The sequence below is a fragment of the Streptosporangium oxazolinicum genome (assembly GCF_039537505.1).
In the GTDB taxonomy this organism is placed as follows: domain Bacteria; phylum Actinomycetota; class Actinomycetes; order Streptosporangiales; family Streptosporangiaceae; genus Streptosporangium; species Streptosporangium oxazolinicum.
Genome location: NZ_BAABAQ010000001.1, coordinates 347,374 through 365,825, shown reverse-complemented (window position 1 = coordinate 365,825; position 18,452 = coordinate 347,374). Strand labels below are relative to the sequence as shown.

General features: G+C 70.4%; 21 protein-coding genes. 10 read left to right on the top strand and 11 right to left on the bottom strand.

The genetic code is table 11. The features are described from left to right. Positions 1-93 precede the first annotated feature (93 nt). Positions 94-447 carry an ATP-binding protein gene (locus ABD817_RS01750; RefSeq protein ID WP_344914267.1) on the top strand — a complete coding sequence of 118 codons (354 nt, stop codon included), beginning with the start codon at positions 94-96 and terminating at the stop codon, positions 445-447. After that, positions 440-706: a hypothetical protein gene (locus ABD817_RS01745; RefSeq protein WP_344914265.1), complete on the top strand. Its 267-nt coding sequence runs from the start codon at positions 440-442 to the stop codon at positions 704-706. The genes ABD817_RS01750 and ABD817_RS01745 overlap by 8 nt, the downstream gene beginning before the upstream one ends. 115 nt (positions 707-821) lie before the next feature. Here the strand turns inward: ABD817_RS01745 and ABD817_RS01740 are convergent, their stop codons facing one another. The 4 genes from ABD817_RS01740 to ABD817_RS01725 form a co-directional block, all read right to left on the bottom strand. Next, positions 822-1,454: a thymidylate synthase family protein gene (locus tag ABD817_RS01740; protein WP_344914263.1), complete on the bottom strand. Its 633-nt coding sequence runs from the start codon at positions 1,452-1,454 to the stop codon at positions 822-824. 51 nt (positions 1,455-1,505) lie between these two features. Further along, a complete protein-coding gene (locus ABD817_RS01735; RefSeq protein WP_344914261.1) occupies positions 1,506-2,201 on the bottom strand; it encodes a hypothetical protein in 696 nt (231 codons plus the stop codon). 151 nt (positions 2,202-2,352) lie between these two features. After that, positions 2,353-2,664 carry an STAS domain-containing protein gene (locus ABD817_RS01730; RefSeq protein WP_344914259.1) on the bottom strand — a complete coding sequence of 104 codons (312 nt, stop codon included), beginning with the start codon at positions 2,662-2,664 and terminating at the stop codon, positions 2,353-2,355. A gap of 1,007 nt (positions 2,665-3,671) precedes the next feature. Next, positions 3,672-4,223 carry a TetR/AcrR family transcriptional regulator gene (locus ABD817_RS01725; protein ID WP_344914257.1) on the bottom strand — a complete coding sequence of 184 codons (552 nt, stop codon included), beginning with the start codon at positions 4,221-4,223 and terminating at the stop codon, positions 3,672-3,674. A 177-nt stretch (positions 4,224-4,400) separates the two neighbouring features. Between ABD817_RS01725 and ABD817_RS01720 the strand changes: the two genes are divergently transcribed. Continuing rightward, positions 4,401-5,633: an FAD-dependent monooxygenase gene (locus tag ABD817_RS01720; RefSeq protein WP_344914255.1), complete on the top strand. Its 1,233-nt coding sequence runs from the start codon at positions 4,401-4,403 to the stop codon at positions 5,631-5,633. 16 nt (positions 5,634-5,649) lie between these two features. On the opposite strand, the gene ABD817_RS01715 is transcribed toward ABD817_RS01720, so the two are convergent. Then, entirely contained in the window at positions 5,650-6,189 is a 540-nt protein-coding gene (locus ABD817_RS01715) for a pyridoxamine 5'-phosphate oxidase family protein (RefSeq protein ID WP_344914254.1), read from the bottom strand. A gap of 94 nt (positions 6,190-6,283) precedes the next feature. Here ABD817_RS01715 and ABD817_RS01710 point away from each other — a divergent pair, with 94 nt between their 5' ends. Then, complete coding sequence (locus ABD817_RS01710) at positions 6,284-6,793, top strand: winged helix-turn-helix transcriptional regulator (protein ID WP_344914252.1); 510 nt, start codon at positions 6,284-6,286, stop codon at positions 6,791-6,793. Positions 6,794-6,867: 74 nt separating this feature from the next. On the opposite strand, the gene ABD817_RS01705 is transcribed toward ABD817_RS01710, so the two are convergent. From ABD817_RS01705 to ABD817_RS01695, 3 genes are all read right to left on the bottom strand, one after another. Then, complete coding sequence (locus tag ABD817_RS01705; protein WP_344914250.1) at positions 6,868-8,127, bottom strand: RNA polymerase sigma factor; 1,260 nt, start codon at positions 8,125-8,127, stop codon at positions 6,868-6,870. Positions 8,128-8,254: 127 nt separating this feature from the next. Further along, entirely contained in the window at positions 8,255-8,629 is a 375-nt protein-coding gene (locus ABD817_RS01700) for a YciI family protein (protein WP_344914248.1), read from the bottom strand. Positions 8,630-8,679: 50 nt separating this feature from the next. Further along, positions 8,680-9,372: a DUF998 domain-containing protein gene (locus tag ABD817_RS01695; RefSeq protein ID WP_344914247.1), complete on the bottom strand. Its 693-nt coding sequence runs from the start codon at positions 9,370-9,372 to the stop codon at positions 8,680-8,682. Positions 9,373-9,731: 359 nt separating this feature from the next. Between ABD817_RS01695 and ABD817_RS01690 the strand changes: the two genes are divergently transcribed. From ABD817_RS01690 to ABD817_RS01680, 3 genes are all read left to right on the top strand, one after another. Further along, positions 9,732-10,289: an MFS transporter gene (locus ABD817_RS01690; RefSeq protein ID WP_344914245.1), complete on the top strand. Its 558-nt coding sequence runs from the start codon at positions 9,732-9,734 to the stop codon at positions 10,287-10,289. 194 nt (positions 10,290-10,483) lie between these two features. Beyond that, the gene (locus ABD817_RS01685; protein WP_344914243.1) at positions 10,484-11,110 is read left to right on the top strand and encodes a copper chaperone PCu(A)C; all 627 of its coding nucleotides are present in this window, start codon (positions 10,484-10,486) and stop codon (positions 11,108-11,110) included. Between the two features lie 21 nt (positions 11,111-11,131). Next, positions 11,132-12,364 carry a Dyp-type peroxidase gene (locus tag ABD817_RS01680; protein ID WP_344914241.1) on the top strand — a complete coding sequence of 411 codons (1,233 nt, stop codon included), beginning with the start codon at positions 11,132-11,134 and terminating at the stop codon, positions 12,362-12,364. Between the two features lie 250 nt (positions 12,365-12,614). On the opposite strand, the gene ABD817_RS01675 is transcribed toward ABD817_RS01680, so the two are convergent. Both ABD817_RS01675 and ABD817_RS01670 read right to left on the bottom strand, forming a co-directional pair. Then, positions 12,615-13,406, bottom strand: a complete 792-nt coding sequence (locus tag ABD817_RS01675; protein WP_344914239.1) for a VOC family protein — start codon at positions 13,404-13,406, stop codon at positions 12,615-12,617. Positions 13,407-13,531: 125 nt separating this feature from the next. Next, the gene (locus ABD817_RS01670) at positions 13,532-14,080 is read right to left on the bottom strand and encodes a TetR/AcrR family transcriptional regulator (RefSeq protein WP_344915572.1); all 549 of its coding nucleotides are present in this window, start codon (positions 14,078-14,080) and stop codon (positions 13,532-13,534) included. 119 nt (positions 14,081-14,199) lie between these two features. Here ABD817_RS01670 and ABD817_RS01665 point away from each other — a divergent pair, with 119 nt between their 5' ends. Then, positions 14,200-14,988, top strand: coding sequence for an SDR family NAD(P)-dependent oxidoreductase (locus ABD817_RS01665; RefSeq protein ID WP_344914237.1), 789 nt, complete (start codon positions 14,200-14,202; stop codon positions 14,986-14,988). Between the two features lie 377 nt (positions 14,989-15,365). Here ABD817_RS01665 and ABD817_RS01660 read toward each other — a convergent pair whose 3' ends face one another. After that, on the bottom strand, positions 15,366-16,868 hold the full coding sequence (locus tag ABD817_RS01660) for a CehA/McbA family metallohydrolase domain-containing protein (protein ID WP_344914235.1): 1,503 nt from the start codon (positions 16,866-16,868) through the stop codon (positions 15,366-15,368). 481 nt (positions 16,869-17,349) lie between these two features. Between ABD817_RS01660 and ABD817_RS01655 the strand changes: the two genes are divergently transcribed. Then, positions 17,350-17,763, top strand: coding sequence for a ribonuclease domain-containing protein (locus ABD817_RS01655; RefSeq protein WP_344914233.1), 414 nt, complete (start codon positions 17,350-17,352; stop codon positions 17,761-17,763). Positions 17,764-17,771: 8 nt separating this feature from the next. Further along, on the top strand, positions 17,772-18,152 hold the full coding sequence (locus tag ABD817_RS01650) for a barstar family protein (protein WP_344914231.1): 381 nt from the start codon (positions 17,772-17,774) through the stop codon (positions 18,150-18,152). Positions 18,153-18,452 lie beyond the last annotated feature (300 nt).

Genomic DNA, 18,452 nt, shown 5'->3' with positions numbered 1-18,452 from the left:
GTGGTGAGTACAGTCTGTTACATCTTCCGAGAACAGGCAGGCCAAACCGTGGAGCTGCTAGGAACGATCACCCTGCGAGGCCAGGACCGGAGTGTGACGATCGCCCGTCAGTGCGCGGCGGCCGTTCTGGAGTCCGAAGGCGTCCCGGTTGACGATTGCGTGCTGATCATCAGCGAACTTGTAACGAACGCCGTCCGACACACCGCCAGCGGGCACCCCAACGGAACCGTAATCCTCATGATCTCGGACGCCGGGCCGATGGTCCGGGTCGAGGTGATAGACGCCGGTGCTCCTACGGTCCCGATGCCTCGCCAGCCCTCCGAGGACGCCGACTCCGGTCGCGGACTCTTCCTGGTAGACCGACTCTCGGTCATGTGGGGGGTACGCAAGCTCTATACCGGCGGGCGGGCCGTCTGGGCCATGATCGAGAGGGGGAAGGGTGACTAGCTTGCTTACCTGGGACAGGTCCCAGATCGCCGGTGACATGCGGTTCGGCTTCCTCGCCGGTCGGCGCGTTGCCACCGTCGCCCCCGGCTCGACCGTTGCGACCATGCGGGAGTGGGAGCTGACGTTCCTCCTCCCCGGCCCTCGGGGCCTGCTCGGGGTAGAGCGGGGCTTCAAAGCCCGAGAGTCCGCCCAGGAGCGAGCCGAAGAACTCGCGGCGGGGTTCATGGCGGACATGCGCCGAATCCTTCAGTCCCAGTAAGAGCAGAACACGTTCTGCGATCGGAAGGCGGCGGTCATGACCAGCCGCCCGGCGCGGAGCCTGAAGGCGAGGCTGGTCAGGCAGGGCACCGCGTCGGGAGGCTCGCCGGGGACGGTCAGGGGATGGGGCAGATCCGATGATCGGGGCCCGGTACCGCCTCTCCCTCGCCGGGCCCGTCGCGCTCCGACAGCTGGAGGATCTCTCCGACCGTCGCCTCGTCCGCGGTGTAGATGTGCGGTACGTCGACGAAGATCCTCATCGATCCGCAGCCCACCATGAGGTCGTCCGCCACCTCGCTCTGGATGCCGCGCAGCGGTACGTAGTTCAGATAGGACGTGAACACGTTCTGCGATCGGAAGGCGGCGGTCATGACCAGCCGCCCGGCACGGAGCCTGAAGGCGAGGCTGGTCAGGCAGGGCACCGCGTCGGGAGGCTCACCGGGAGCGGTCAGCGAGATCCAGCCGCTCTTGGTGTACGGCTTAGCGCGCAGCACGTCGGCGACCCAGCCGAGCTGGTCGACGCCGAGAAACTGACGGAGCCGCCCTCCGTAGCTGTACTTGAACGGCGGGACGATCGACCGCTCGCTGAACTTGCTGGAGTACAGCGGGATCTTCCCGGCGTCGCCGTAGCATTTCAGGACCGGATCGTCCCAGGCCAGGCCGGTGACCTCGAACAGCACCGCCGGTGCCTCGATGATCGGGCCGCGGTCGTCCAGGGCGGGCCCGCCGTTGTGTGTCACGTGTCGCATCAGCCAGATCCACGTCTCCCCACAAGACGCGAATCTGAGGAGGTCGGACATTCAGGTCTCCACGTTGGGGAAATGGAAGGGATTGTGTGGGAGCCGGCGTTGCCGGGAGACATTGGCGCGGACGTAGTAGACGAAATAGTGGACCAGTGCGAGCAGGCCGATGACCACCAGGAGCAGGGCCACGGCCGGTGCCGCCCCGATCATCCCGAGCACGCCGACCGCGATGTAGGAACTGTTGACCAGGGCCAGCATCATCACGTTGATCCCCGGCCAGGCCATCGGCGCGTACGTCTCCGGATAGCGGGGATCCACCGGCAGGTTGGGAGTCCAGCCGAGGGCCGCGAACTGGTCCTTGAGATGGACCGCGTAGAGCAGGCGGAAATTGTTGAGCGCCCGCGCGGTCCTCATGTGCGCGTTGACCGCCTCGATCAGCCGGAGGAAGGGCAGCACGCTGAGCAGCCCGAACGCGGCGACCATCGCGAACAGGTGCCAGGGCACGCTGTGCCAGGTGGTCAGCATCTGCGGGCTGACCACCTTCGCGCTGGCCAGCGCGACCGCGGCGGCGAACGGGGCGGCGAGCAGGCTCATGGACAGCCGGGTCATCTTGATGCGCTCGTCCTTGGCCGCCAGGTAGACCTGGTACGTCCCGGTGAAGTCCACGGACACGAGGGCGAGGAATTCCCCGGGTTTGACCGGCAGCCCGTCAAGGTTCTCGGGTAGTGCTTCCGCGGCCGTCCGCGGCGACATCCTCCGCATCGGGACCCCCACTTTCGCCGGATAGTGGATTTTCCCGTAAGAAGATATTGACCCACTTGTCAGGTGAATGAGTGCGTTTTAACGACATACGTCTCAGACTTCTACGGAAGTCTGTCTCGCGGGGCCGTCGTCCATCCGCGCGTCAGTGCCCTTCCACCGTCCTGAACTTCTTCTCCGCGGGGGTTTCCCCCACAAGGGCGGCCTCCACGGAGGCGGCCATCGCGAAGTAGGCCAGGAGCCCGGTGGTGGCCATCATGTGGCGCAACGTCCGGCTCGCTCCGGCCACCACCAGGCGGGTTCGCGTCTCCTGGCTCCTGCGCAGGATCCACAGCAACTCCGCGAGCCCGGTGGAGTCGCAGAAGGTGAGCCCCTCCAGGTCGAGGATGAGCCAGGGTGCGGCCTCGGCCGGGGACGCGTCAGGGGGGGAGGGGGTCCGGGGCGACGGAGAAGTCATCGTGGAGATCGGTGCCTGCCCGTCCGATGCTGCTCCGTCCGATGTAGGCCTGTCCGGTGGCGGTCTATCCGGGGAGAGAGGGGAGGGGCCATCGGGGAAGAGCGGCGGCGGACTTCCCGGGGCGGGGGGAGGCGGGCTGCCGGGAAAGAACGGCGAAGGGGGCTCGGGGGACAGCGGCGACGGCGGCCCCGGGGGGAGCGGGCTTCTCGAGGTCGGCAGGATGTCCGAGGTCAACGGGTTTCCCGAGATCATCGAGACGTCCGAGAGAAACGGCGTCTCCGGGAGAAGCGGTGACGGGCCGGAGAGTAGCGGTGCGGAAAGTCCCGGAAGCGCGGGTGGCGAGTCGAGCGCAGGGGACACCGGGAAATCGAGTGATGGGCCGAGCGAGGGGGGCGCCGGGAACTCGGGGGGCGAGTCGAGCGAGGGGGGCGCCGGAAGTCCGGGGGGAGAGCCGGGCGAGGAAGGCGCTGGAAGCTCGGCGGACGGGGCGCCGGTGCCCATGTCCCAGGCCCGGGAGAGCTCCCTCCGGAAGATCGGTGCGCAGTCGTAGTCGAGCTCGCCGACAACCCGGACCACGATGGCGCTTCCGCGCACGTCGGCCGATATCGAGAGCGTGTTCACACCTTCGGGTGGCATGGAAAGACTCCTTAGACCCGCAGTTCACAGGGCGGGCGTTCCCCCCGTCTTACCAGTTATGGAGCTCTGGTCGCCTCGGCGGGGGAATTACAGTGTACTTGCGAGTTTTCGTCCCATCTGGCGGGTGGCGGGGTGCGAACCGGCCGCCCCACGTGCCCCGGATCGCCGCCGCGGGCGGAGACGTGAGAAGACGTGAGGTTCCGTACGGGAGTGTGCCGCCCCTCCGGGACCTCCACCGCTCCCGGTGTCCTCGGTGTGGGACGCGGGCGCGTGCCGCGTTCGGATGTCGGTCGCGGCCCCGATCTCCTCGCCGAGGTTCGTCTGATGGAGAGGCCACCCCCTCACGTCGGCGGGTTCGCCTGCCGCGCGGCTCACCCTGCCGCAGGCAGGTCGGCGCCGAGCGCCGCCAGCGCGGCGGCCACCGCCGGAGGGCCGAGCGTCGTGGCCGGTACGTCGGCGAACTCCACGGTGCAGTCCGAGAGCCCGCCGATGGCCACGACCGCGCGAGCGCGGGCGGCCAGGTCCGGATCCGGGCCGAGCAGCAGGGTGATGAGCCGCCGTCGCCAGTGGCCCATGCGGGGCCCCAGGTCGAGGTGGGCCAGGGTGGACAGGTCGCGTACCACCATCACCGTCACCTCCCGATGCCGGAAGGTGATGTCGAAGTAGCCCTGGAGGAGATCGCGAGGGCTCTGCGGGGCGTTCGCCTCGGTGTCGGCCAGGAAGGCGTCGACGTCGTCGATCAGTGGCTGGACGATGCTGCGGAGCAGGTCCTCCCGCGAGGTGAAGTGGTAGTAGAGCGCGGGTTTGGTGATCCCGAGCCGGTCGGCGATGTCGCGCAGGCTCGTCTGCTGCACGCCCCTCTCGGCGAACAGTTCCCTCGCGACCGCCTGGATGCGTGCCTTGGTGTCGGACGGCCTCGCCACCTGTTGTTCTCTCCTGTCCTCGCGCCGGACTCCCGCACGCGCGGGCGTTCTCGTGCTTCGGATCAAGGGTACCGGCACGGCGAAGGTGACTGACTTAACGATAGGTAAGTACTTGTGTGTAGCGTTCAAAAGGACTTACCTTCCGTTAAGTAAAACGGTTGAGAGGGAGGGAGAGTCATGCGAATCCTCGTCTCCGGGGCCAGCGTCGCCGGGCCGGTCCTGGCGTACTGGCTGGACCACCACGGCTTCGAGGTCACCGTGGTCGAGCGGGCGCCGGCGCTGCGCAAGACGGGCGGGCACGCGGTCGATCTGTTCAGACCGGCCGTGAAGATCGTGGAGCGGATGGGCCTGCTCCCCGCGATCGAGGAGAGGAGGACGGGCACCCGGCTCCTCACCCTCGTCGGCGCGGGGAGCGGGCGGCCCGTGCGCGTGGACGTCGACCGCCTGGCCGTCGCGTTCTCCGATCGGCATGTCGAGGTGATGCGCGACGACCTGAGCGAGATCTTCCACAGGGCGGCCCGCGATCGTGTGGAGTACGTGTTCGGCGACTCGATCGTGTCCCTCCGGGAGGACGCCGGAGGGATCGACGTCACCTTCGAGACGGGCGCGCCCCGCAGGTTCGACCTGGTGATCGGTGCCGACGGCGTCCACTCCAACGTGCGCGGCCTGGCCTTCGGGGAGGAGCCGAGGTTCGCCGAGTTCGTCGGCGCCTACCTCGGGGTCTTCTCCCTGCCCGACTACCGCGACCTCGACGCCGAGATGCTCGCGTACGGCGACGTGGGCAGGATGGCCGCGTTCTACAGCGCGGCGCACCTGGACGAGGCGCGGGCGATCCTCCTGTTCCGCGGCGAGGAGCTGGACTACCACCACCGCGACGTCCCGCGCCAGAAGCGGCTGCTGCGGGAGGCGTTCTCCGGGGCGGGCTGGGAGGTGCCGAGGCTGCTCGACGAGATGGACGCGAGCTCCGCCTTCTACTTCGACTCGATCACCCAGATCCGGATGGACTCCTGGTCGCGCGGCCGGATCAGCCTGGTCGGCGACGCGGGTTACTCGCCGGGCGCGGCGGTCGGGGGTGGCACCAGCCTCGCGGTGGTCGGCGCCTACATCCTCGCCGGAGAGCTGGCGGCGGCCGGTGGCGACCACGAGCGGGCCTTCCGCGCGTACGAGAGCGAACTGGGCGAGTACGTGAGACACAGCTGGAGGCTGGGCCGAAGTATGGCGAAGACCCTCGTGCCGGACAGCCGGTTCCAGCTGTGGGCCACCCTGTGGGGTACCCGGCTGCTCGCGCGCCTTCCCTGCGGCGTGATCCGCGCCCTGGCCGGGCTCAGGCGCACGGACGCGCGCCCGCACGACGCGATCGAGCTCAAGGACTACTCCGGCGGGGAGCCGGTCGGGCGCGAACGGGCGTGACGCCGGTCGGCCCCGGTCACCCGAACCGCCAGCGCGTCGCCGTCAGGCCGTCCAGGCCGTAGCCGAAGGCGCGCGTGGGGGTGACCTGGTAGAAGCCGTACTCGGGTGAGCCGGGAAGTTTGTCCTCGTAGACGGAGCCGCCGCGCACCGCGAGCTCCCACCGGTACTTCGCCTTGAAGGCGGCGGCCACCCGCCGGAGCTCGTCCTCGTCCCGCGCCCGGGTGGCGTTGCCCTCCACCACGAGGTCGAGGCTCTCGCCGCCGACGGTGATGACGCAGTGGGGGTTGGCGGCGAGGTTCTTGGCCTTCCGGGACCCCGGGCGGGTGGTGATCCAGGGGGTGCCTTCGGCCCACACCAGCAACACGGGCATGCTGTGCGCACGGCCGTCGGGCCACACCGTCGAGATCCAGGCTTTCGGCGTGGACTCCAGGCACGCCCGCGCCTCGTCCCACTCTTTGAGCGTCGCCTCGTCCGTGCTGATCGGTGTCGCGTCGTCCTTGCTGAACAGGAGTTCGGCGACGGGCGTCGTCTCGGTCATCGCGGGACCTCTCGTCATGGGGCTCATCTCCTGTTGGTTCCTTCAAGGAACTGACGGGGAGACGCTAGCAGGCGACCGTTCCCTAAGGGAACCCTCTCGCTAGACTGCCCTCATGCAGCGAACCCGATTCGGCGACATGGCCTGCTCGATCGCCCGCACGCTGGATGTCATCGGCGAGCCGTGGTCGCCACTGATCCTGCGGAACGTCTACGTCGGGATCAGCCGCTTCGACCAGATCCAGCAGAACCTGGACATCTCCCGCAAGGTGCTCACCGAGCGGCTCAAGTGGCTGGTCGAGAACGGCGTACTGGAGCGGCAGGAGTATTCGAGCCGCCCGCCCCGCCACGAGTACACACTCACCGCCAAGGGCCTGGAGCTGTGTGACCTGCTCCTGGTGATGGTGCGCTGGGGCGACCGGTGGACCGCGGGCGAGGCCGGTCCGCCGGTGCTCTACCGCCACCACGCCTGCGGCGAGATCAGCCACGTCGAACTGCGCTGCGCGGTGTGCGACCGGCCGATGCGCGCCACCGACGTCGACGTGCTGCCCGGCCCCGGGGCCGAGGCCCCGGCCACCTCACCCGGCCAGGCCCGCACGGACCGGTACGAGCACGCCGCGCCCTGAAACGCCGTGCCCTGAAACGCGCGCCGGTCGGCGGGGCGGCGATGACCGGTGAGGGCGGCGGTCGCCCACGTCCGTCAGCCGCCCGCCGTGGTCGCGCGGGCGAGGAAGAGGGTCCGCTCGCGTTCGTTGCGGGTGAGCCCGGCGGCCCGTTCGAACTCCTCGCGCGCCTCGTCGAGGCGGCCCAGCTTCACGAGCAGATCACCCCGTACGGCGGCCAGCAGCGGATAGTTCCTGAGCGCGCGCTCCGTCACCAGCCCGTCCACGATCTCCAGGCCACGCTCCGGGCCGTACGCCATGCCCACCGCGACCGCGCGGTTCAGCTCCACCACGGGCGAGGGGGCGACGTGGGCGAGCACCCGGTAGAGGGCGGCAATCCGCTCCCAGTCCGTGTCGCCGGCGGACGGCGCGCGGGCGTGGCAGGCGGCGATCGCGGCCTGCAGGCCGTACGGGCCCAGCGTGCCGAGCGCCTCGGCGCGGGCGAGCGACTCCAGCCCGCGACGGACGAGCAGCCGATCCCACAGACCCCGGTCCTGGTCGAGGAGCAGGACGGGCTCGCCGCCGGGTCCCGTCCTGGCGCGTGTGCGGGACGCCTGGATCTCCATCAGGGCGACGAGGCCGTGCACCTCGGACTCCCCCGGCATGAGACCCGCCAGGATCCGGCCCAGGCGCAGCGCCTCCTCGCAGAGGGAGGGGCGCATCCAGTCGTCACCGGCGGTCGCGGAGTAGCCCTCGTTGAAGACGAGGTAGACGACCTCCAGGACCGACGAGAGCCGCTCACCCAGCTCGGCCGGGGTGGGCATCTCGATCCGGACCCGTTTCTCGGTGAGGGTGCGCTTGGCCCGGAAGATCCGCTGCCCGACGGTCGGCTCGGGCACCAGGAAGGCGCGCGCGATCTCCTCCGTCGTCAGGCCGCCGAGCAGCCGGAGGGTGAGCGCCAGGCGCCCTTCCGTGGACAGTACGGGGTGGCAGGCCGTGAAGAGGAGGCGTAGCACGTCGTCGCCGATGTGATCGTCGAGGGTGTCGTCCAGTTCGGCCTCGACCGCCTCCCGGCGGATCTCCATGTCCCGGCCGACCTCTTCGAGCTTTCGTTCGTACCGGTTCCTGCGGCGCAGCAGGTCGATCGCCCGATGCTTGGCGGTGAGCATGAGCCAGGCGCCCGGGTTGTCCGGTACGCCGGTCCTGGGCCACTGCTCCAGCGCGATGACCAGGGAGTCCTGCGCCAGCTCCTCGGCCAGGCCGACGTCGTGCACCATCCGGGCGAGCCCCGCGATCACCCTCGCGGACTCGATCCGCCAGACCGCCTCGACGACCCGGCGAGGATCCCCAACCGTCATGCCCCCCGATCCAACCACCTCGTCCCCCGCCAGGACGACGCGGTGTCCTCCGCCAGGACAACGCGGGGCCCCGGCCGGTGTCCTCGCGGGGGTTCGGCCGGGGCGACGGCGGCGGTTTCACTCGGTTTCACTCGGGTGCGGCGAAGTCCTCGGGGCCGAAGACGCGGTGGATGTCGGCCTCGCCCTCCCACCCCTCCCAGTGGTCGCGGTGGAGCTTCATGAAGCGGGAGGTCCACTCCATGACCTCCTCCTTGGACCGGACCTGGTAGACGGCATAGCTGATCAGCTCCTTCGCCTCGGCGAACGGGCCGTCCGTGACGCTCAGCCTGCCCCCGGTGAGCGTGATCCGCGCGCCCTGGGCGCTCGGGGCCAGCCCGCCGTTGTCGAGCAGCGCGCCCGCCCCGGTGGCCTCCTCGCCGAGCTTGGTGATCGCGTCCATCAGCTCGGCGGGAGGCGGGGTGGCGGGCTGGTTTATGACCTTGAGGGTGACCATGTATCGCATCGGATCTCTCCTTGATCTTGTTTTTTTGAACGGTCTGGTCGCGGGCCGGGTCAGGCGCGCCAGGGCGCGGTGCGCCGATAGAGGTGGAGCGACAGGGCCGAGAGCCAGGCCCAGATGATCACGATTCCGGCGACGAAGGCCAGGTTGGCCCAGACGGCGCCCCCGCCGCTCGCCATGGCGGCGAAGGTCACCAGGAACAGCGCGCCGGTGAGCCGTGAGAAGACGGCCCATCCCGTACGGCCTTCCCCGGCGAACCGGCGGCCGACGACGAAACAGGCGACGATCACGCACAGGAAGCCGACGGCGCCGCAGGCGAAGTGGAGCACCCCGTGCCAGCTGACCGGTCCCGGCCCCTCGGGCGTCCCGGCGGGGAAGCCCATCCCCGGGTCCGCCCGGAAGATCCCCGCACCGACCAGGCTCACCCCGTACGCGCCGACGAGCCGGGGAGCCCAGGTCGCGCCGTTCCCCGGGGCCAGGGACCGGCGCAGACCGACCGCGCAGGCGACGCTCGCCAGCCCGGCGACGACGAGGTTGGCGATCTGGATCCAGCCGGGGCCGCCGTTGGCGAGCATGCTCCACGCGTGGCGGCTGAGGTCGAAGCCCTCCCGGGTCAGCGCCTGAGCGAGGGACACCGCGACGTACACCGGCCCGGCGACGACGCCGTAGCCCAGGAGCGACCTGGTGACGCGCGCCCGAGGATCGCGGGTCGCCGTGTTCGCGGTTCTCGTCATCTGCTGGGCCATGGCCCTCTCCTCACGTGTCCCGGCCGGTTTCCGTGTTCCGTGTTTCCGTGTTCCTCCCGGCCCTCTGAACAGGCTTCGAACGGGAACGGGCCGATTCGACACGGCGGCGGGATTTCTTTCAAGATTTTTCCGGGACCGGGACCGGGACCGCCTCGCTGCTTCCGGGGCTTCCCGCCACTCCGAGCCGCTCTGAACCGCTCTGAACCGCTTCGAACTGAGGTCCGAGCCGGGGCGGGCCGAGCCGGTCGCGAGCCGCGGCGGGTGGGACGACCCCGGCGCGCGGTGGCGGTGAGGGCGCGAATCGCCCCGCGGACCTCGAACTTCGCATCGCCGGGGTGGCGTGGGATGATTTTCCCATCATGCCCGCGACGTTGCCCTTCCGCCTCGCCCGCGCGGCCGCCTTCGCCGCGGTCTGCCTGGGGCTGAGCGTGATGGCACACGTCCTCGCGGGAGGCTCGGTCTCCGTGCCGACCGCGACCGTCGCCCTGGTCCTCGCCTTCGTCGCGGCCCTCGCCGTGTCGGGGCGCGAACGGACGCTGGTGGTGATCCTGCCGCTGCTGGCGAGCGTGCAGGCCGGGTCGCACGTGCTGTTCTCCCTCGCGCACGCCGCCTCCCCCGCCGAGATGATCGGGCATGTCCACTCGGGGCTGCTGCCCGGTCTGGGCATGCTGGCGGCGCACGGCTGGGCCGTCGGGCTGACCGCGCTGTGGCTGGCGCGCGGCGAGGCGGTGCTGTGGGCGCTGCTGCGACGGCTCGGTGTCCGGCTGTGTCGCGTGCTCGTCGTGGTCGTGATCCCGGCGTACACGTCCTTCCTCACCGCGGGCGCGATCGAGCCTGGAGCCCTTCGCTCCGCCGTGCTGCGCCACGTCGTCAGCAGGCGCGGCCCTCCCCGGATCGTCACCGTCACCTCCGGCTGACCGCCCAGGTCACCCGGGGGTCCGACCTGTTTCCGCGCCCGCGCGTACGTACGCGCGAGCCCGCGCCGATGTGGCCTTCCGGCTGCTCGGCGGACAAAAACAGCGTGACAATCCCGGCCGCGTGTCCGGCATGGCGATATCGAGGCGGCGTTCGTCCGCGGCCCTGCCGGTCCGGCCAGAAGAAAGGCTTCAACGTGTCTGCTCGTCCTATCACCCATGCCGGAAACACCCGCGCCGGAATCCTCCGTACCGGAAACACCCGGGCCGGAATCCTGATCGCGGCCGTGGTGGTCCTGGGCGGATGTGGCTCCCAGGGCACCACGGCACCGGCCGCCGCCCCGAGTACCGCCGCACCCGCCGCGACCCCCTCCACCGCCGCCGTCGCCTCGGCATTGACGATCACCGATCCGTGGGTGAAGACCGCGAAGAAGGGGATGAGCGCCGCCTTCGGCATCCTGGTCAACAACACCGGCGCCGAGGTGACGGTCGTCTCCGGCGCCTCGCCGCTGTCACCCAAGGTCGAGTTGCACGAGGTCGTCGACTCCAAGGGAAAAATGATCATGCGGCCCAAGGAGGGCGGGATCGTGATTCCCGCGGGGGGCACCCACCGGCTCCAGCCCGGCGGTGACCACATCATGCTGATGGGCGTCACCGAAGCGGTGAAGCCCGGCGCGCAGATCCCCTTCACCCTCACCCTCAAGGACGGCAAGACCGTGGAGTTCACCGCGGTCGGCAAGGACTTCGCCGGAGGCAAGGAGGACTACCAGCCCGGTATGGACACGGGAGACGGCCACGGCGACCCGGGCGAGAGCGACGGCTGAGCGGGAAACGGAGAAGAACCCATGCGGGAACCCCGACTCAGCCGCAGGGGACTGCTCGCCGGAGGCGCCGCCACCGCGGCCGGAGCCCTCGTCGCGTGCGCCCCCGACCAGGCTGTCCCCTCAGTCGCCCCCCGGGCGGATTCCCGGACCGCTCCAGCCGGAGGACCCAGTGGTTCCGGCGGGTCCGCAACGGAGCCCTTTGATGGCATCCATCAAGCGGGTATCGCGACGGCGCCCCAGACGTACGGGGTGTTCGTCGGCCTGGACCTGCTGCCGGACACCGACCGCGAGGCGCTGGTCCGGATGATGCGGCTGCTCACCGACGACGCCAGACGGTTGACCCAGGGCAGGCCCGCCCTGGCCGACACCGAGCCGGAACTGGCCGTCCTGCCCGCCCGGCTGACCGTGACCTTCGGCTTCGGTCCCGGCTTCTTCACGGCGGCCGGGCTGACCGGCCGCCGTCCGGAGGCGGCGGCGCCGCTGCCCGCCTTCGGGATCGACAGGCTCAGGAAGGAGTGGAGCGGCGGGGACCTGCTGCTGCAGATCTGCGCCGACGACGCCCTCACCCTGGCCCACGCCCTTCGCATGGTCGTCAAGGACGCCCGCTCCTTCGCGAGGGTCCGCTGGACCCAGCGGGGCTTCCGGCGCGGCGCGGGCACCCACCCCGCCGGGCTGACCCAGCGCAACGTCATGGGCCAGCTCGACGGGACCGTCAACCCCGCACCCGGTTCCCCTGACTTCGACCGGGCCGTGTGGGTGAGCGACGGCCCGGAGTGGTTGCGCGGTGGCACCACGCTGGTGCTACGGCGCATCCGGGCGGAGATGGAGACCTGGGACGCCGTCGACCGGGTCGCCAAGGAGTTCACCGTGGGCCGGCGCCTGGACAACGGCGCCCCGCTCACCGGACGCGACGAGCATGACGGTGCCGATTTCGAGAAGCTCAACGCGATCGGCTTCCCCGTCATCTCCGAACAGGCCCACATCCGCCGGGCCCATGTCACCGACCCGAACCTGCGAATCCTGCGCAGGGTCTACAACTACGACGAGGGGCTCACCCCGGAGGGGCACGCCGACTCCGGGATACTGTTCGCCTCCTACCAGGCCGACGTCTCCCGGCAGTTCGTCCCGATCCAGCGCAGGCTGGCCGAGGCCGACCTGCTGAACGAGTGGACGACCCCGATCGGTTCGGCCGTCTTCGCCATCCCGCCGGGCTGCTCACCCAACGGCTGGATCGGGGACGGCCTCCTCACCTGACAGGAGCCGCCGTACGCCCGTGACGACCATGCTCGCCACGGGCGTACGGCAGCCTTCCCGAGGATCGCCGACCTCCTCGAGCCCGGCGGGCCCGCCCCTCGATCGATCGTGAGGTCAGGTCCCGGGCCGCCAGGGGCCGATTCTCGATCGGCGGGCTCCGGTCCTCCACCACCGGGCCTTGGTCCTCGACCACCGGACCCGGTCCCCGACGAACGGCCGGGATCGGGCCAGCCGTTCGGCCGGTATCCGGTCAGCGGTTCGGGTGGATGACCGAGAAGCGCCCGCCCTGGGGGTCGTTCAGCAGGGCGACCCGCCCGGCCGGGATGTCACGGGGCGCCGCCGTCACCGTGCCGCCCAGCTCGGTGGCACGCGCGGCGGTGGCGTCGCAGTCGGACACCGTGAAGGTGACCGTCCAGCGGGGCGGGATCTCGGCGGCCCATCGCTCGTCCAGCTGGGTCATCCAGCCGACGGGCGTGCCGCCCGGTGTGCGCCACTCGGTGTAGGTGGCGGGGCCGGACGTGTGGGTGTCACCCTCCCAGCCGAGCATCGTTCCGTAGAACGCCCCGGCGCCCTCGACGTCGCGTACGGCCAGCTCGCTCCAGCAGTACGCGCCCGGCTCGCCGACGACACCGGCGCCGTGGAAGTCCCTGGCCTGCCAGAGCCCGACGATCGCGCCCTGCGGGTCGAACAGCAGCGCGAAGCGGCCGAGTTCCCCGGTGTCCGCCGGTCCCATGAACACCCGGCCGCCCGCGCCCCGCGCGATCTCGGCGACGGTGTCGACGTCGGCGACGCTGACGTAGCTCGTCCAGAAGGCCGGTGTCCCGGGCGGCGCTCCGGCGATCATCGGCATCAGCGCGGCCACCGGACGGCTCAGGTCACCGTCCAGGGTCAGCGTGATGTGGCCCGCGACCAGCGGATCGGGGTCGATGTGCGCGTGCCAGCCGAACAGGCCGGTGTAGAAGGCCGTGGCGGCGTCCGGATCGGGCGCGTTGAGGTCCGCCCAGCAGAACGTCCCCGGCTCGTACGAGGTTCTTCCCGGCATGGCCGATTCCCTTCCTCCGTGTGCCGCGCTCGCCCGGCGGCTCACGCGCGGACTGAGACGACCACCCGGACGCTACCGAACAACGCGCCCGATTCGCGGAATTCGTCAGGACCGCGTACGGGCGGCTATCGCTTGCCGAAGCCGTGCAGCAGGGTGTCGACGAGGCGGGTGGCCAGGATGTCGGCGTCCTGTTCTCCGTCCTGTTCCGTCGCCGCCTCGTGGATGAGGGCGTAGTAGACACGGCGGGCCCAGCCGAGGTCGGCGTCCGCGCGGAGCAGGCCCGCGTCGCGCGCCCTGCGGAACATCTCGTCACACCGGTCCCGGACCTCGGCGTGTACGCGCGCGACCTCGGGGGTGGCCGATGCGGTCCGGCTCATCGCGTACCCCCAGTCGATCTTGACGCGGAGTACGTTCGCCGTCACTTGGTGGAGCGTGACCAGGGGCGGGGCGGTGGTCGTGTAGGCCGACTCGACGGCCTCGGCGAACCGGCGCGTGGCCCAGGCGGTCATGGCGTCGACGAGCGCTTCGCGTGAGGCGAAGCGGCGGTGCACGGTCGTGCGGGCGACCCCGGCGGCCTCGGCGACCTGTTCCATGCTGGCGGCCGGGTTCCGGCTGAGGACGCGTTCGGCCGCCTCCAGGATCGTCCGCACGGTCCGTTCCGTGTCCGAGCGCATCTTGTTCACCGTTGAAGGTTACACCAGTGTCCCTTTTCGAGAAGGACTTGCAACATGAGTGTTGCAACTTATAGCGTCAATGCATCGCAAGTGTTGCGACTGAACGGGAGGGTTCGGCCATGAATCTGGGACTGGACGGCAAGACCGCGGTGGTGACCGGGGCCAGCAGGGGAATCGGCCTGGCGGTCGTACGGGCGCTGACGGAGGAGAAGGTGCGGGTGGTCGCCGGAGCCCGCACGCTCACCGCCGAGCTGAAGGAGACGGGCGCGCTCGTCGTGACCGCCGACCTGGCCACCGCCCAGGGGACCGCCGCGCTGGTCGGGCGGGCGCTCGCCGAGCTGGGCGGCGTCGACGTACTGGTCAACAACGTCGGCGGTGGCGACGGGGGAGAGGGACAGACCGGCGGATTCCTCGGCTTCGGCGACGAGCAGTGGCTGGCGGCCTACGACCTGAACTTCCTCAGCGCGGTGCGCGTCACCCGGGCCGCGCTTCCCAGCCTGGTCGAGCGAGGTGGCGCGATCGTGAACATCTCCTCCAACGGCGCCCGGCAGCCAAGCGCGGGACCGGTCACCTACACGACCGCGAAGGCGGCGCTGACGGCGTTCGGGAAGGCGTTGAACGAGGAGTTCGGCCCTCGGGGCGTGCGGGTCAACACGATCTCACCGGGACCGGTGCGAACCTCGCTGTGGGAGGACCCGGCGGGGTACGGGGCGGAGCTCGCCAGGTCGATAGGGGTGCCGCACGAGGATCTGCTCCGGCTGCTGCCCGAGCAGATGGGCATGACGACCGGCCGGTTCGTCGAACCCGCCGAGGTGGCCGCGCTGGTCGCCTACCTGTCCTCGCCACTCGCGGGCAGTGTCGCCGGGTCCGACCACCTGATCGACGGCGGCGCGATCAAGACAATCTGACCGTCCGGCGACGGCCGACTCGCAAGCCACAACCGGCCGTACCGCATCGACGCCTGACCCAACCCGCTCAGAAGCCGTACCGGCGAGGACCGCACGGATCTCGATGCTTCTGTCCGGAGCTGTCGGCTGCGGTTGGCCCGGGACGGGCCGGACGGTTGATCGACGGTGCGGCCGGCTGTCTCACGCGCAAGCCCCGGTGTATCACCGGGAGCGGGTGATCCCTGTCTTCCGGGCCTCGCGAGATCCGAGGGGGCGGTGACGGCGCGGGACCCCCGTCCCTCCCGTCAGGTCTGCTCCGCGGGAGGGGCGAGGGGCGGATCCACCGGACTCGATCCGGTCACATGCGATGACGCACCGGGGAGGCCGCCGTCGGGGAACTAGCGGTACTGGACGAAGACCGGGTTCGAGTAGAACCACAGGTCTTCCCACGGGCTCTCCTTGCCGTCGGCGAGCGGCTCGGCCTCGTCGGTGCTCGTGCCACGTACGCGGGCGTAGAAGTCGCCTTCCACGTTGCGCAGGGTGTGGCGGATGACGTACTCGCGTCCCGACCTGCGCCAGTCGCGCGGGCCGAACCGGGCCACGACCTTCGTGGTGGGGTTGGTGTCGGCGTCGAGGTTGCTGCTCGGGCCGGTGACCTGGCCGGTGATCAGGTCGACGCGCCGGACCTCCGGGTGGTCGCCGTTGGCGTTCTTGCCCTCCAGCGGCCGGAACCTGATCTCGATGTCGACATCGGTGCGGTTGCGGCGGCTCACGGTGAGCGTCTCACCCGTGGTGGCCGAGCGGCCCTGGGTGCTCGCCGTGACGTCGAGGCTGGTGATCAGGTCGCCGGTGCCGACCCAGATCCGCCCGTTGCGGAGGCCGTCCATGATGTCGGCGTAGTCCTGCCTGGCCAGCACGTGGGTCTTGCTGTACTCGCCCGGCCAGAAGTCGGAGCCGCCGCGCGTCCAGTGCACGTGCGAGTCCGAGGTCGCCGTGATCCACCAGCGCCGGCCCTCGCCGAGCAGCGAGTCCCAGAGGCCGCCGACGCGCGCCGTCATCTGGTCGAAGCCGCCGTAGGTCGGGTGGTTGCCGTACCCACCGCGTGCGCCACCGTTGAGCGGGCCCGCCTGGTGGCCGGGAGCGCCCTCGAAGCCGACGTAGATCTCCGGCGCGGCGTTGTTGCCGTTGCGGAACTCCCGGGGGGTGTCCTGCCCGTAGACGCCGAGACCGGTCGCCGACCGCGCGGCGTGGTGGGCGATCACCAGCGGCTTCTGCCGCATGCCCTTCGCGGTCTTGAGGAACTCCACCATCTTGGCCTCGGTGTCGCGACCGGGGTCGGCGGGGAACGCGTCGTGCTTGGCGAAGCGGCTCTCCAGCTCGAACAGCTGCCGCGCCTCGTCGGCGTGGTGGGGGATCATCAGCGTGTGGTGGTCCAGCGCCGGGGCGTCGAACTCCATCCCCCAGAACTGGAGGACCTCGGGCACGAGCACGCGCGAGCGCAGAAGGTCGGGGTACGCCTGCTCAAGGTTCACCTTCGAGTGCGTCGGCCCGCCGTGGTCGGTGCACATCGCCCAGCTGAGACCGAAGTACTTCGCCATGATCGCGTTGGTGACGATCGGGTACACGGCGTCGGCGCCCTTGCTGAACTTCGGCGGGTTCGTCGAGGTGTCGAACTCGCCGCTGTACTCCGAGTGCACGTGGTGGTCACCGGCGCGCCACACCCGGTTGCGGGAGTCACCGCGGTTCTCGCTCCAGCGCTCGGGGTCACCCTCCGCCCAGGCCGCGTTGCCGGTCGCCAGCGGGCTCGCGGCGACCAGCGTCGCCCCGAGGCCGGCGTACTTGACCAACCGGCGCCGCGAGATCGCCGAGCCCTCGGGGTCTTCGATGTTCTGGTCCTTCACAATAAAACCTTTCGGTCATCTGCAGCTTGGTCCCAACCTGGGAGTCTCGAAGGCCGCGCTGAACGCAATGTGAACGGGGAACGGGGCAACCAAGAACAACGAGCTCAGGAGGTTAGAAATCGCCTCTGTGCGGCACCCGCCAGCGCGCCGACCGCGTCCCGGAGGGGTGTCTACGACGACCTGTACGACTCTGCCCGTAAGGCGCTCCGTTCGTATGGCGCTCTGCCTGTACGGCGCTCCGCCTGTGCGGCTTCGCCCGTGCGGGGGGAGGGCCTCGCCGCACAGCACCGAGCGGCTCACGCCCGCCGCCTGACCGGATGACGAGCGCCCTCTCCGATCCCGCCGAAGGTCTCCGTCGCCGGATCCGCCAAGAGTTCACCGTACCTTTGGCGATCTTTGCCTTTACCTGACAGCCGCCGGGCAGTGATCCTGACGGGTGTTCGTCACCCCCGCACCCCTTCGCGACTCGCAAGGAGACCTTGTGCACACCTCCCAGCGCCCCCGGCCCTTCCGGCTGGCACAGCTCGCCGTCATCCTCGCCGCCATCGTGTCCCTGACCGGCGTGGTCGGCATCACCCCCGCCGGCGCGTCGGTCTTCAACTCCTGCACCATCTCCCGGTGCGCCGACGCGCGCTCGGCCGACGCGACCTGGGCCTCCAAGGGCTACCCCACCAGCAGCGGCTGGTACACCTGGTCGGGTGGTAAGTACAACTACACAGGCGGACGCTTCTACAACCGGGAGGGCCAGCTCCCCAGCGGTGCCACCTACTACGAGTACGACGTCTACCCCCGGGCGCGGGGTGCCGCCCGTGACGCCTACCGGATCGTCGTCAACCGCAGCACCGGCGTGACCTGGTTCTCGCCGAACCACTACACCGACTTCTACAGGCTCTAGGACTTTCCATGACATCCGCCGTACGTCCGCTGCCGCCATGGCTGACGGTGTCCACCGGCCCGGCGCCCGCGGTCGTCGACGGACGCGCGTGTCGGACCCGCGCCGCCTTCTTCGAGGAGGTGGCGCGGGTCCTGCGGTTCCCCGATTACTTCGGCCGCAACTGGGACGCGCTCGCCGACTCCCTGCGCGACGCGACCCGCATCGGGAACGTCACCCTGGTCGTGGAGCACGCCGAGGAACTACTCGGTGCCGAGCCCCTCGAACAGCTCGCCACCCTGCTCTCCGTCCTGGCCGACGCCGCCGGCACCGGGCTGACCGTGACGCTGCGCACCGACCCCGGCCACGAGACCCCACTCCGCCGACGGGTCGCCACCGCTCTGACCCAATAGACCATGTAGACCATGTACGCGGGGAGTCGCCGGGAGGCGCCCTCGCTCCGGCCCCATGGCACGCCGACGGCCGTGGACCACACGGAGACTCCGGCCGTCCACGGTTCCAACGGGACCCGGTACTGGCGTCGCGTGTTGACCGGCTGATCGGCGTGGGCCCGGCTGGTCGTCGTGGGCCCAATTGGCCGACGTGGGTCTGATTGATCGGCATGGGCCCGATCGGTCCGTGTGGGTCCGGCTGGTCGGTGTGTGGCCCGGCGTCACGCCGATCGGCGCCCGCGAGACGTCGGCGATCGCGAC

Excerpts from the sequence above, each read along its gene's own strand:
- ABD817_RS01740 (WP_344914263.1), bottom strand. The coding sequence starts at position 1,454 with ATGCGACACGTGACACACAACGGCGGGCCCGCCCTGGACGACCGCGGC.
- ABD817_RS01735 (WP_344914261.1), bottom strand. The coding sequence starts at position 2,201 with ATGTCGCCGCGGACGGCCGCGGAAGCACTACCCGAGAACCTTGACGGG.
- ABD817_RS01730 (WP_344914259.1), bottom strand. The coding sequence starts at position 2,664 with ATGACTTCTCCGTCGCCCCGGACCCCCTCCCCCCCTGACGCGTCCCCG.
- ABD817_RS01720 (WP_344914255.1), top strand. The coding sequence starts at position 4,401 with ATGCGAATCCTCGTCTCCGGGGCCAGCGTCGCCGGGCCGGTCCTGGCG.
- ABD817_RS01715 (WP_344914254.1), bottom strand. The coding sequence starts at position 6,189 with ATGACGAGAGGTCCCGCGATGACCGAGACGACGCCCGTCGCCGAACTC.
- ABD817_RS01710 (WP_344914252.1), top strand. The coding sequence starts at position 6,284 with ATGCAGCGAACCCGATTCGGCGACATGGCCTGCTCGATCGCCCGCACG.
- ABD817_RS01705 (WP_344914250.1), bottom strand. The coding sequence starts at position 8,127 with ATGACGGTTGGGGATCCTCGCCGGGTCGTCGAGGCGGTCTGGCGGATC.
- ABD817_RS01700 (WP_344914248.1), bottom strand. The coding sequence starts at position 8,629 with ATGCGATACATGGTCACCCTCAAGGTCATAAACCAGCCCGCCACCCCG.
- ABD817_RS01695 (WP_344914247.1), bottom strand. The coding sequence starts at position 9,372 with ATGGCCCAGCAGATGACGAGAACCGCGAACACGGCGACCCGCGATCCT.
- ABD817_RS01690 (WP_344914245.1), top strand. The coding sequence starts at position 9,732 with ATGCCCGCGACGTTGCCCTTCCGCCTCGCCCGCGCGGCCGCCTTCGCC.
- ABD817_RS01680 (WP_344914241.1), top strand. The coding sequence starts at position 11,132 with ATGCGGGAACCCCGACTCAGCCGCAGGGGACTGCTCGCCGGAGGCGCC.
- ABD817_RS01675 (WP_344914239.1), bottom strand. The coding sequence starts at position 13,406 with ATGCCGGGAAGAACCTCGTACGAGCCGGGGACGTTCTGCTGGGCGGAC.
- ABD817_RS01670 (WP_344915572.1), bottom strand. The coding sequence starts at position 14,080 with ATGCGCTCGGACACGGAACGGACCGTGCGGACGATCCTGGAGGCGGCC.
- ABD817_RS01665 (WP_344914237.1), top strand. The coding sequence starts at position 14,200 with ATGAATCTGGGACTGGACGGCAAGACCGCGGTGGTGACCGGGGCCAGC.
- ABD817_RS01650 (WP_344914231.1), top strand. The coding sequence starts at position 17,772 with ATGACATCCGCCGTACGTCCGCTGCCGCCATGGCTGACGGTGTCCACC.